The sequence below is a fragment of the Streptomyces gilvus genome, assembly GCF_022513565.1.
Taxonomy (GTDB): domain Bacteria; phylum Actinomycetota; class Actinomycetes; order Streptomycetales; family Streptomycetaceae; genus Streptomyces; species Streptomyces gilvus.
In genome coordinates this window covers 92,144-104,457 of record NZ_JAKWBE010000024.1, presented here as the reverse complement: position 1 = coordinate 104,457, position 12,314 = coordinate 92,144, and the positions used below count along the sequence as shown (strand labels likewise).

The 12,314-nt window shown below is 70.7% G+C and carries 11 protein-coding genes; 10 read left to right on the top strand and 1 reads right to left on the bottom strand.

Annotation, left to right across the window (positions count from 1 at the left end; all coding sequences use genetic code 11):
• The first annotated feature begins 332 nt into the window (after positions 1-332).
• The 8 genes from MKW14_RS29950 to MKW14_RS29915 all read left to right on the top strand — a co-directional run bounded on the left by MKW14_RS29950 (position 333) and on the right by MKW14_RS29915 (position 10,520).
• Positions 333-1,829 carry a bifunctional cytidylyltransferase/SDR family oxidoreductase gene (locus MKW14_RS29950; protein WP_240867703.1) on the top strand — a complete coding sequence of 499 codons (1,497 nt, stop codon included), beginning with the start codon at positions 333-335 and terminating at the stop codon, positions 1,827-1,829.
• Between the two features lie 135 nt (positions 1,830-1,964).
• Positions 1,965-4,064 (top strand): CDP-glycerol glycerophosphotransferase family protein, encoded by a 2,100-nt coding sequence (locus tag MKW14_RS29945; RefSeq protein WP_240867701.1) that lies wholly within the window; start codon positions 1,965-1,967, stop codon positions 4,062-4,064.
• A 150-nt stretch (positions 4,065-4,214) separates the two neighbouring features.
• Positions 4,215-5,459: a glycosyltransferase family 2 protein gene (locus MKW14_RS29940; protein WP_240867699.1), complete on the top strand. Its 1,245-nt coding sequence runs from the start codon at positions 4,215-4,217 to the stop codon at positions 5,457-5,459.
• A gap of 128 nt (positions 5,460-5,587) precedes the next feature.
• Complete coding sequence (gene proB / locus MKW14_RS29935; RefSeq protein ID WP_240867761.1) at positions 5,588-6,694, top strand: glutamate 5-kinase; 1,107 nt, start codon at positions 5,588-5,590, stop codon at positions 6,692-6,694.
• Positions 6,695-6,828: 134 nt separating this feature from the next.
• Positions 6,829-7,305, top strand: coding sequence for a DUF8830 family protein (locus tag MKW14_RS29930; RefSeq protein WP_240867697.1), 477 nt, complete (start codon positions 6,829-6,831; stop codon positions 7,303-7,305).
• Between the two features lie 61 nt (positions 7,306-7,366).
• On the top strand, positions 7,367-8,653 hold the full coding sequence (locus tag MKW14_RS29925) for a glutamate-5-semialdehyde dehydrogenase (RefSeq protein ID WP_240867693.1): 1,287 nt from the start codon (positions 7,367-7,369) through the stop codon (positions 8,651-8,653).
• Between the two features lie 129 nt (positions 8,654-8,782).
• Positions 8,783-9,349 (top strand): SCO2584 family spore wall biosynthesis protein, encoded by a 567-nt coding sequence (locus MKW14_RS29920; RefSeq protein ID WP_441349313.1) that lies wholly within the window; start codon positions 8,783-8,785, stop codon positions 9,347-9,349.
• A 100-nt stretch (positions 9,350-9,449) separates the two neighbouring features.
• Positions 9,450-10,520 (top strand): SCO2583 family membrane protein, encoded by a 1,071-nt coding sequence (locus MKW14_RS29915; RefSeq protein ID WP_240867691.1) that lies wholly within the window; start codon positions 9,450-9,452, stop codon positions 10,518-10,520.
• 59 nt (positions 10,521-10,579) lie between these two features.
• Here MKW14_RS29915 and MKW14_RS29910 read toward each other — a convergent pair whose 3' ends face one another.
• On the bottom strand, positions 10,580-11,689 hold the full coding sequence (locus tag MKW14_RS29910; protein WP_240867690.1) for a M48 family metallopeptidase: 1,110 nt from the start codon (positions 11,687-11,689) through the stop codon (positions 10,580-10,582).
• A gap of 127 nt (positions 11,690-11,816) precedes the next feature.
• Here MKW14_RS29910 and MKW14_RS29905 point away from each other — a divergent pair, with 127 nt between their 5' ends.
• Together MKW14_RS29905 and MKW14_RS29900 are read left to right on the top strand one after the other, a co-directional pair.
• Positions 11,817-11,978 carry a hypothetical protein gene (locus MKW14_RS29905; RefSeq protein ID WP_133041023.1) on the top strand — a complete coding sequence of 54 codons (162 nt, stop codon included), beginning with the start codon at positions 11,817-11,819 and terminating at the stop codon, positions 11,976-11,978.
• A 118-nt stretch (positions 11,979-12,096) separates the two neighbouring features.
• Complete coding sequence (locus MKW14_RS29900) at positions 12,097-12,252, top strand: hypothetical protein (RefSeq protein ID WP_240867688.1); 156 nt, start codon at positions 12,097-12,099, stop codon at positions 12,250-12,252.
• The last annotated feature ends 62 nt before the right edge of the window (positions 12,253-12,314 follow it).

Here is a 12,314-nt window from a genome sequence, read left to right as displayed (position 1 = left end):
GCTGCGGAATCTTGACAAGGAATTCCGCGGCAATGGCCTTCGGCGCGGGCGGTAATCCAGGCTCGTACGAAACGGCGCGCCGGAGGGCCGGATCACCTGTATGGGCGTACCGGACCTCGCAGATGTGAGGGAGTTGTGCGCCGGGGTACCCGTCTGTGCCGTCACTCACAGCAATTTCACGAGTGCACTCGGCGGGGTTCCGGCGGTCACCAGCAGTGCCAGGTGAATGCCAGGTAGCGCGTACATATGCGGTGAAGGACACTCACCTTGCACAGCGGTAACCGCAAGTGGGACCATTTCCCCGTTCCCTGTCGCCCCAAGGTAGGTCCTCTGTGTCCCAGCACATAGCCAAGCCCCGTACCACCGCAGTGATCCTGGCCGGCGGTACCGGCCAGCGGGTGGGTCTGTCGATCCCCAAGCAGCTGCTGAAGATCGCCGGCAAGGCAGTCATCGAGCACACCCTGACCACCTTCGAGAAGGCGGACTCGATCGACGACATCATCGTGCTGATGGCGCCGGGCTACGTGCCCGACGTCGAGAAGATCGTCGCCAAGGCCGGGTTCACCAAGGTCAAGAAGATCATCGAGGGCGGTTCCACGCGGAACGAGACCACCGAGCGCGCCATCGAGGCCCTCGGCGAGGGTCTGGCGCAGGGCGAGGACCTCAACGTCCTCTTCCACGACGCCGTACGCCCCCTGCTGTCGCAGCGCGTCATCGACGACTGCGTGGCGGCGCTGGAGCGCTACGAGGCCGTCGACGTGGCCATCCCGTCCGCGGACACCATCATCGTCACCCGCACCCACGGCCAGGACGGCGAGTTCATCACGGAGATCCCGGACCGCTCCCGGCTGCGCCGCGGCCAGACCCCGCAGGCCTTCAAGCTGTCCACGATCCGCCGCGCCTACGAGGTCGCCGCCGGCGACCCCAACTTCCAGGCCACGGACGACTGCACGGTCGTGCTCAAGTACCTGCCGGACGTGCCGATCCACGTCGTCGCGGGCGACGAGTACAACATGAAGGTCACCCAGCCGGTCGACGTCTTCATCGCCGACAAGCTCTTCCAGCTCGCCTCCACGGCGGCCCCCGAGCAGAACGGCGACGAGGCGTACCGCGAGCTGCTCACCGGCAAGACCGTCGTCGTCTTCGGCGGCTCCTACGGCATCGGCAAGGACATCTCCGAACTCGCCGCGTCCTACGGTGCCAGCGTCTACCCGCTGGGCCGCTCCACCACCGGCACCCACGTCGAGAACCCGGAGGAGGTCGACGACGCGCTGTCCAAGGCGTACGCGGAGACCGGCCGGATCGACTACGTCGTCAACACCGCCGGTGTGCTGCGCATCGGCAAGCTCGCCGAGACCGACAACGCGACCATCGAGGAAGCGCTGAAGGTCAACTACCTGGCGCCGGTGCAGATCGCACGTTCGAGCTACAAGTACCTCGCCGAGACCAAGGGCCAGCTGCTGCTGTACACCTCCAGCAGCTACACCCGGGGCCGCGCCGAGTACAGCCTGTACTCCTCGACCAAGGCCGCGATGGTGAACCTGACCCAGGCCCTGTCCGACGAGTGGGCCGGCGACGGTGTCCGCGTCAACTGCATCAACCCGGAGCGCACCGCCACGCCGATGCGCACCAAGGCCTTCGGCCAGGAGCCCGCGGGCTCGCTGCTGTCCTCCGAGGCGGTGGCGCGCACCTCGCTGGACGTGCTGCTGTCCGAGCTCACCGGCCATGTCATCGACGTACGCCAGCAGGACCCGACGGCGGGCGCCGCCGAGGCCACCGGCTTCGAGCAGGCGCTGGCCTCGGTGTTGGACCGTCAGGACGGCGTGTAATAATCGACCACAATTAGCCTTCCGTTATTCAGGCCTCTGCTTTCCGGCGTTAATGCAGTGCATTGACCGGCGTTCGCAGGGGCCTGAATCCGTAAAGAACAAAACCGGCACTCCCCCTCCCAGAGCAGGTTTTACGTGATATCCACCGCTATTCGCGTCGCCCGGGTGGGCAGCGCGTCGGAGCTGGCCGCGGCGGTCCTGATGATGCTGGGCTTCCCGGCGATCATGGTGGCCGCGCTCATCCCGAGCGTCTACGCCTTCGCGGCAGCCGCCGCCGTGACGTACCTGGCCGACCACTACCTGCACCGCAAGGGCAGCTACCTGATCAACCGGCTGAGCAAGGTGAGAGCCGGTCTCTCGATCCGCTTCCTGATCCGGGAGCTGCTGCTGATCCTGCTGCTGGCCCGGCTGGACCTCGCGAACAACCTGATCTACTACGGCGCGATCGGCTGCTTCATCGCGTTCTACGGCCTCCAGGCGCCGCACGGCGCCGTGGTCACGCTGATCCGCAACCGCCGCCGGATGCCGGTCGCCACCCGCAACGTCGACCTGAAGTCGCGGATCAACATCCCGGACGCGCCGCCGCTGGGCCTGCTCGACCGGTCGGCCGAGAAGATGCTCCACCTCGACCTCGCGGCCGTCGTCGGCATACTGGTCTCCGCCGAGGCGGGCTCCTCCGTGGCCGGCTTCATCGGCATCGGCCTCACCCTCGGCCTGGGCAGCCTGTACGTCCTGGCGCTCCTGCCGTACGTCCGCGGCGGCAAGATCCCGCCGAACGCCGACAAGGTCCTGGTGGCCGTCGACGACTGGCTGCGCGCGTACAAGCCGGAGACGGTGCTGTACTTCTCCGGCTCCAAGGACTCCGCCTACCAGGTCAACATGTGGCTGGAGACCATGGAGCAGCTGGAGTCCCGGCCGCTGATCATCCTGCGCGAGCGGATCATCCTGCAGAACCTCGCGCCCACCACGGTCCCCGTCATCTGCGTGCCCGGAGGGGTGCACCTGATGAACATGGACCTCTCCACCGTGCGGGTGGCGCTGTACGCCGCGAACGTGGGCAAGAACATCCACCTGCTGCGCGTGCCCACCATGAAGCACGTCTTCATCGGCCACGGCGACAGCGACAAGCTGGCCAGCGTCAACCCGTTCAGCAAGGCCTACGACGAGGTGTGGACCGCAGGCCGCGCGGGCCGCGACCGCTACGCCATCGCCGACGTCGGCGTCCGCGACGAGGACATCGTCGAGGTCGGCCGCCCGCAGCTCGCGCCGATCCAGGGCTGGGAGGGCGTGCCGGAGGGACGCGTCCCGACCGTGCTGTACGCCCCCACCTGGGAGGGCTGGGACGGCGACCCGGGCAACACCTCGATCATGCTCGCTGGCGAGAACATCGTGAAGAAGCTGGTCAAGGCCGACCCGCCGGTGCGTGTCCTGTACAAGCCGCACCCCTTCACGGGCACGGTCCTGCCGAAGGCCGCCGCCGCCCACCAGCGCATCGTCGCCCTGGTGGAGAAGGCCGCCGCCGAGCGCGCCGCCGACTCCCGCTTCACCGCCGACACCGCCGGGCAGGAGAAGGCGAAGGCCGACCTCGTCCGCATCGAGGCCCGGATCGCCGAACTGGTCGGCGCCGGCGGCGAGAAGGCCGACGAGGCCGAGGCCACCCGGGACGGCGTCGTGGACGTCGCCAGGTACGAGGAGGTCGCCCGGCTGCGCGGCGAGTGGAACGAGGCCTACTGGCGCTCCTTCCCGGCGTGGGAGCACCGCGTCATCGAGGGTGCCGAGCCGCGCCTGTTCGACTGCTTCAACGTCTCCGACGCGATGGTCTCCGACATCTCCTCCGTCGTCTCCGACTTCATCGCGAGCGGCAAGCCGTACGCCGTCACCGACTCCGCCGAGCTGGGCGCGGAGGAGTTCAAGCGGCAGAACACCGCCGTGCGCGCCGCGGTGATCCTCAACAACAAGGCCGCCCAGATGGGCGAGCTGCTGGCCGCCGTACGCGATCCGAAGGCCGACCCGCTGGCCGAGGACCGCAAGGAACTCAAGCGGTACCTCCTCGGCCCGGACGAGCCCACCTCCATCGAGCAGTTCAACACCGCGGTGAAGGAGCTGGCCCTCAAGGCCGACAGCCGCAACCTCGGCCAGGAGTCCCGCGCCTCCGCGGCCGGAACCCCCGGCGCCGACGAACTCTCCGACGCGCTGTCCGCCCCACAGCCGGCCCCGCAGCCGCCGACCGTGTGAAACAGGTGAGAAGGGCCCGGTTTTCGAGGAGTGATCCTCGAAAACCGGGCCCTCCTTACGTATGTCCAGGCAACCGCCCCGAGGGGCCGTCCGTCCAGAAGGTGGCGAACGGGCCGACCGAGGGGGAACTTCCTGTGACAAGGGGGAAACGTGACCGTGGCGCAGCCTGATGTGAGCGTCGTCATCGGGGCCTACGAGGCGATGCCCTACCTGGTCGAGTGCCTGGCGTCCGTCGAGGCCCAGACCATCGGGGCCGAGCGGATCGAGGTCATCGCGGTCGACGACGGCTCGACGGACGGGACGGGGGAATACCTGGAGCGGTTCGCCGAGCGCGCGGCCATGCCGGTCACCGTGATCCGTCAGGACAACTCCGGCGGCCCGAGCGGCCCGCGCAACGTCGGTCTCGGCAAGGCCGCCGGGCGGTACGTGTTCTTCCTGGACGCCGACGACCGGCTCGGCCCGGAGGCGCTCGAGCGGATGGTCGCGGCGGCCGACCGCAACGGCACGGACGTGGTGCTCGGCAGGATCGAGGGCGTCGACCGGGCGGCGCCGCGGATCGCGTGGCAGACGCTGGAGCGCACCGACGTCTTCTCCTCCAGCATCAAGTTCACCCTGAGCGCGCAGAAGCTCTTCCGCCGCGCGCTTCTCGAACGGCACGGGATGAGCTTCGACGAGTCCCTGTGGACCGGCGAGGACGCGCTGTTCACCATGGAGGCGTATCTGCGCGCCGACGGCGTCTCCGTGGTCGGCGACCACACCTGCTACTACCTGGTGGGCCGCGCCGACGGCAAACACGTGACGAAGACCGGGAGTTACACCCTGCGCTTCGACTCCGCGCGGGCCCTGATGAACCTGATCGCCGAGTTCGTGCCCGCGGGGGAGCGGCGTGACGCGCTCATGGTGCGGCCCTTCCTGGTCACGCTGCTGCCGCAGTTCGGGCCGAAGTTCCTCAAGGACAGCGAGCAGGTCCGCCGGCACAAGTTCGAGCTGGCCGAGCCGCTGATGAAGCAGTTCTGGACCAGCACGGTCGCCGGGCGCCTCAAGGTCGAGGAGCGCATACGGCTGCACCTCGTCGCCGAGCGGCAGCCCGAACTCCTCGCCGGGTTCCTGGAGTTCCTGAAGGCGAAGAAGCAGCCGGAGGCGGTCCTCGAACGCAGGGGCCACCACGTCTACTTCGCCTACCCCTACTTCCGTGACGCCTCGCTCGCCGTCCCCGACTCCCTCTACCGCGCAGCCCCCCGCGAGGCACGGGCCGTACCCGGATACCGCGAACACACCGCGACCTCCGTCCTGCGCCGGGCGGTCGGCAGGGCCCGCCGGGCGATGAGCCCCCGGCCCGCCCCGGCCGGCACCCCCCGAACCCCGACGCCGGACGGCACGGCGACGGCGGCCTGAGACCGGTCGACCGCTGTCCGGGGACTGGACCGGCGCGCGGTGTGCGGCCCCCTTCGCGTAGATTGCGTGGCGGGGAGACCCGAGCGCGTGAGGGGACGGACAAGCAGGTGGCAGGGGTAAGGCAGGACGTGGCTCAGGCCCGCAGGATCGTCGTCAAGGTGGGCTCCTCGTCCCTGACCACCGCCTCCGGCGGCCTGGACGCCGACCGGGTGGACGCGCTCGTCGACGTCCTGGCCAAGAGCCGCAGCGGAGGGGAGAAGGAGATCGTCCTGGTCTCCTCCGGCGCCATCGCCGCCGGCCTCGCCCCCCTCGGCCTGCGCCGCCGCCCCCGCGACCTGGCCCGCCAGCAGGCCGCCGCCAGCGTCGGCCAGGGCCTGCTGGTCGCCCGCTACACCGCCTCCTTCGCCCGCTACGGCGTCCGCGTCGGCCAGGTCCTGCTCACCAGCGACGACATGAGCCGCCGCGCCCACCACCGCAACGCCTCCCGCACCCTCGACAAGCTCCTCGCGATGGGCGCGTTCCCGGTCGTCAACGAGAACGACACCGTCGCCACCGACGAGATCCGCTTCGGCGACAACGACCGCCTCGCGGCCCTGGTGGCGCACCTCGTCCACGCCGACCTGCTGGTCCTGCTCTCCGACGTCGACGGCGTCTACGACGGCGACCCGGGCCGGCCCGGCACCTCGCGGATAGCGGAGGTACGGGGCCCGGAGGACCTCGCCGGAGTGGAGATCGGCAGCGCGGGCAAGGCGGGCGTCGGCACCGGCGGCATGGTCACCAAGATCGAGGCGGCCGGCATCGCCGCCGCGGCCGGCATCCCCGTGGTCCTCACCAGTGCCGTGCACGCCGCCGAGGCGCTGTCCGGCGGGGACACCGGGACCCACTTCCACATCACCGGCAAGCGCTCCGCGGACCGTCTGCTGTGGCTCCAGCACGCCTCCACCCCGCAGGGCTCGCTCACCCTGGACGACGGCGCCGTACGGGCGGTCGTCGAGCGCCGCAAGTCGCTGCTGCCGGCCGGGATCGCCGCCGTCGAGGGCGAGTTCGTCGCCGGGGACCCCGTGGAGCTGCGCGACGCCCGGGGACGCGCGGTGGCCCGCGGGCTCGTCAACTTCGACGCCAAGGAGATCCCCCAGCTGCTCGGCCGCTCCACCCGGGAGCTCGCCCGCGAACTGGGCGCCGCGTACGAGCGCGAGGTCGTACACAGGGACGATCTGGTGCTCCTGCACCCGTAAATAGCCCGAAACGTCCTTTCCCCGGTGGTGGACGTTCCGCAAAAGCGTCACGTGGCGGCTCCCGGCCTGCTCAACTTTGTCCCAGGGACACCTTCCGCACGAGCACTGCCCGACCCTGGGAAAAGGAGGCCGTCGTGAGACGAGTGCGCCCTGGGACGACGTCCCGCGGTGGCACCGGCGGTGCCGGGGGCGCCTCCTCCCGCGCGGCCGGCGAGGAGCGGGCCCTGACCAGCGTGGCGGCCGGCGATCGGTACGAGGAACCGGCCGATCTGCCGCGCCTGTGGCATGTCACGCTCAGCGTCTCCGGCGTCGAGGCCCCCCTGGCGGAGGTCCGGCGCGGCCTGGAGCAGCTCGCCCACGACCACCCCTTCCTCCTGACCAGCAGATATGCCAACGACCACGCGGAGATCCGGTACTGGGAGGAGGCCCGCGACCTGCACGACGCGGCCGCGGTCGCCCTGCGGCTGTGGGGCGAGCACCGCCGCACCGCCCAGCTGCCGCCCTGGGAGATCGTCGGCCTGGAGGTCATCGACCGCGAGACCTACCACCAGCGCCTCGCCGAGGGCTACGGCCCGCCGCCCGCCACCCCTGTCGGAGTTCACCCCTTTTGAGACCGTCTCGGGGTTTGGGATGAGCGGTGGACGGGCCCGTCCGGCGCACTACCCTTCCCTCATGACCACGCTTTCGCCGTACGACTCCATGTCCCCGGTCACCCAGGCCGCCTACCGCGCCAAGGCCGCCGCCGCCGACCTCGCCCCGCTGCCGCGCGCGGTCAAGGACGACGCGCTGGGCGCGATCGCGGACGCCCTGGAGGTCCGTACGAGCGAGATCGTCGAGGCCAACGCCAAGGACATCGCCAAGGCCCGCGAGGCCGGCACCAGCGAGGCCATCATCGACCGTCTCACGCTCACCCCGGAGCGGGTGCGGGCCATCGCCTCCGACGTGCGCGACGTCATCGCGCTGCCCGACCCGGTCGGCGAGGTCGTCCGCGGCTCGACCCTGCCCAACGGCATCGACCTGCGCCAGGTCCGGGTGCCCCTCGGCGTCGTCGGCATCATCTACGAGGCCCGCCCCAATGTCACCGTGGACGCCGCCGCCCTGTGCCTGAAGTCCGGCAACGCGGTCCTGCTGCGCGGCTCGGCCTCCGCGTACGAGTCGAACACCGCCCTGGTGCGGGTCCTGCGCGACGCCGTGGGCGGGGCGGGGCTGCCCGCCGACGCCATCCAGCTCGTGCCCGGCGAGAGCCGCGAGAGCGTCCGCGAACTGATGCGCGCCCGGGGCCTGGTCGACGTCCTCATCCCGCGCGGCGGCGCCTCGCTGATCCAGACCGTGGTCGCCGAGTCCACCGTCCCCGTCATCGAGACCGGCACCGGCAACTGCCACGTCTACGTCGACGCCCGGGCGGACCTCGACATGGCGGTCGACATCCTGATCAACTCCAAGGCCCAGCGGCCCAGCGTCTGCAACGCCGCCGAGACCCTGCTGGTCCACCAGGACATCGCCCCCGAGTTCCTGCCGCGCGCCCTCGACGCCCTCGCGGAGGCCGGGGTGACCGTGCACGCCGACCCGCGGGTGCTGGCGTACGCGAAGGACACCAAGGCCACCGTCGTCGAGGCCACCCCGGACGACTGGGACACCGAGTACCTGTCCTACGACATCGCCGCCGCCGTGGTGGACTCCCTCGACAAGGCCGTCGAGCACATCCGGCTGTGGTCGTCCGGTCACACCGAGGCGATCGTGACGACCTCGCAGCAGGCCGCCCGCCGCTTCACCCAGCTGGTCGACTCCACCACCGTCGCCGTGAACGCCTCGACCCGCTTCACCGACGGCGGCCAGTTCGGCTTCGGCGCGGAGATCGGCATCTCCACGCAGAAGCTGCACGCCCGCGGCCCCATGGGCCTGCCGGAGCTGACCAGCACCAAGTACATCGTCACCGGCGACGGGCACATCCGCCGCTGAGCGGGCGGGCGGCCACCGTGGGGGCATATGCGCCCGGCACGCGCCCGCGCCGCGTGAGAGGCGTCTCACCCAGCGGATGAATTTCCCTACCGTCTGCCCAAATTGACCCCTCAGGTCTACTCTGGATCCGTGCCGGAGGACGTGGGGGGCACGCCGTTCCCTGACGGCTGGGAGCCCGACGACGACCACGACCGCGGGGTGTCGGACGAAGAGTTCGCCTCCGTGGTCTTCGACGAGGCCTTCGTACGGGCGGCCGTGGTGCACGAGCCGACCGCCGTCGAACGCCTCCTGGCCGCCGCCCAGGCCAGAGCCGAGGCCTCCGAGGCGGAGGCCCGCCGCGCCCACGCGCGCGGGGAGCGCTACGAGGACGGGTACGACCCCTCCGGTTTCGGCCATGATCCCGACTTCGACGACCTGGACGACACCGACGTCCTCGAAGGCCGCTACGGCGCCCCGGGGACGTACGGCAAGAAGGTCAACTGGCACCGCCCGGTCGCCTGGATGCTGGCCATCGTGATGGGCATCGGCATGGTCGCGCTGGCCTTCACCGCGGTCTACCGGGGCGCCTCCTCCAGCAACCGGGACCAGGTCCCGCCGCCCGCCTCGACGGGCCTGGAACAGGGCAGCGCGGCCCCGCCCTCCGCTTCCGCCGACACCTCCCCGCCCGCGGTCTCGGTGATCCCGCGCACCCCCTGAGCGGCCGCTTCGCGGGCTCGGCCGGTTCTGGTGAGAACCTGTCAGAAGTTGTCGTGCACCAGGGCGTTTACCGGGGCTTCCGGAGACCTACCCTGAAGGTATGGGCGGGCCTGGAGACCCACCTGAGGGGACACCCGAGGGCGGCCCCGGAGGTGGAGAGGACGAGTACCGATCCGTCGTCTTCGACGAGTCGTTCGTCCGCGCTGCCCGCCTCCAGGAGTTCTCCGCGCAGGAGCGCATGGCCGACCACGCGCCCGCCGTACGGCGCCGCCCGCCCCTTCACCGGGGCCTGTCCCGGCAGGCCCTGATCCTGGTTCTGCTGATCGCCGTCGCCTTCGGGACGGCGATCTACATGGGTGTACGGCACCCCTACCCGACGCCCGCCGACCGCCAGCTCGTAGAGCCCCTGCGGATGACGGTCATCCCGCTCTCCCCGCAGGGCAAGGTGCCCGGGGCGGCCGATCCCGAGTACCTGTTCGCCCACAGCCCCGCCGCGCAGTTCCGGGTCGGCGCCGAGGGCATACCGCTGCCGGCCACGCGGCGCACCGCGCACTTCTCCGACAGCCAGGTGGTCGCCGCGCTGACCACCGCGAAGGACTACATCGTCCGCTCCTCGCTCTACCCCGAGGTGATCGGCGGCCAGGACGTCCGCTCGGTGCGCGTCATGCTCGACGGCGACCAGCTCGACCAGTTCGACCAGAGCTTCGCCCGCCCGACCGCCGACGGGCGCCATCAGCCGACCGGATGGCTGGTCCGCTTCGACCAGACCCGCGCCGAGCTCGCCGACCCCCGCATCCGCGTCGAGGGCAGCCTGCAGGCCGCCGAGACCGACTCCGCCACCCTCGAGGTGACCGCCGACCACACCTTCGTCTACGCGCTGAAGCCGACCGGCTCCGCAGCGAAGGCCCCGGCGTCCCTGTTCACCGTCCGGCGCGAGCTGCACTTCCGCTTCGACCGCGACGACCTGCGGCTGCACCAGGCCCAGCTGACCGTCTCCTACGTCCAGGCCGGGCCCCTGTCCTGCGCCGAGGACTCCACCAACCACTTCCACCCGCTGCTGGCCGGCCAGACCGCGAAGTCGGGCGGCCCGGCCGGCACGGACCCGTACGCGACGGGCGGCGCGACGGCGCTGTGCGGCACGCTCGCGACGAGCGCGCAGCCCAAGCTCTGAGCGAGGCGTGAGCGGCCGAGGGGACGTCCCCGCCCCGGTCGGCCCCCGGTCCGGTCCCGTCAGTCCTCGGTGCGCGGCGGAGTGTCCGTCGGCGGCTCGTCCTGCGGCCGGTCCTCGCCCGGTGCCGGGCTCGTGAAGCCGTCGAAGCCGCGCCGGACGCGGCCGCCCAGGCCCCCCGCCCCGCCGGCGATGTCGCTGACCAGCTTCATCAGCGGGTCCTTGGAGCTCTTCACATTGCCGGCGTAGCTCGCCGCCGACTCACGGAAGGAGTCGGAGACCGAGGTGTCCTTGTCCTCGCTGCGCCGCGGGTAGTGGCCGTCCATGATCCGCTGGTAGTCCCGGGTCTCGGACCACTTCTTCAGCTCGGCCGCCCGGATGGTGGTGAAGGGGTGGGAGCGCGGCAGCAGGTTCAGGATCTTCAGCACCGAGTCGCGCAGATCGCCGCCCGCCTCGTACTCGTCGGCCTGCTTCAGGAACGCGTCCACGTTCATCTCGTGCAGGTGGTTGCCGCCCGCGATCTTCATCAGACCGCGCATCGAGGCCTTCAGGTCCTGGCCCACCAGCAGCCCCGCCCGGTCGGCGGACAGCTCCGACTTGCGGAACCACTCCCGCAGCGCCGTCACGATGGCCATGATCGCCAGCGTGCCCAGCGGGATCCACGCGACCCGGATGGCCAGGTTCGTCAGGAACAGCAGGATCGTGCGGTACACCGCGTGCCCGGACAGCGCGTGGCCCACCTCGTGGCCGATGACCGCCCGCATCTCCTCCTCGTCGAGCAGCTCGACGAGCCCGGTGGTGACGACGATGATCGGCTCGTCCAGGCCGATGCACATCGCGTTCGGCTGCGGGTCCTGGTTGACGTACATCGGCGGGACCTTCTCCAGGTCCAGGATGTAACAGGCGTCCCGCAGCATGTCGTTGAGGTGGGCGAACTGCTGGTCGGACACGCGCACCGAGTCGGACAGGAACAGCAGCCTCAGACTGCGCTCGGGCAGCAGCCCGCTGAGCGCCTTGAAGACCGTGTCGAAGCCGCTCAGCTTGCGCAGCGCCACCAGCGCGCTGCGGTCCGCCGGGTGCTCGTACGCACGGGAGGAGATTCCCGGGAAGCGCCGGCGCTGCCTGCTCGGTACGTGCTCGTGTCCGTTGTGCTCGTGGCCGTCGTCGGACATGTCTTCCCCCACATGCGTGTAGTGGCCCTTTGCGGACCCTTGTGCGGCCCTTTGCGCCCCCGAAGCAAGGCCCAGCCTAGGCGGAGTTACCGTGGACGGGCACCACACCGAAGGAGAGTCCCGCACCATGGAGCACATCCCAGCAGCCGCCTGGCTCGCCGCGGCCGCCAGCGCCCCCCAGCACCAGGGATCGGGGTATCTGCTCCGGGTCGTACTGGTGGTGATGATCCTGGGCTGCGCGTTCACCGGGTGGTTCCTGCTGCGGGGCTACAAGCGGAAAGACGACTGAGGACCGCCCGGAGTTCCCCGCCGGGGGAGACGGAGGAGTCGGCGTGATCGCCGCCACTGCCCCCGCTTACCATGGGCCGACATCTTTATCCCCGCCTACCGGATAGGTCCCGCCGAAGATGAGCCTCCACACCACCGCCGCGCACCTGGTCACCCTGGCCGAAGCCGAAGGCGGCAACCACGACAGCCTCAACCCCGCGGTCACCGGCGGCGGCGCCCTCGTCGTCCTGCTGCTCCTGCTGTGGATCACCACCCGCTTCAACCGCGACCGCTGAACCCCCTGTCCCCCCGAAGCGGGGCATCCCGGGCATCCGCCGAACGAGGCGCTCAGGCCGGG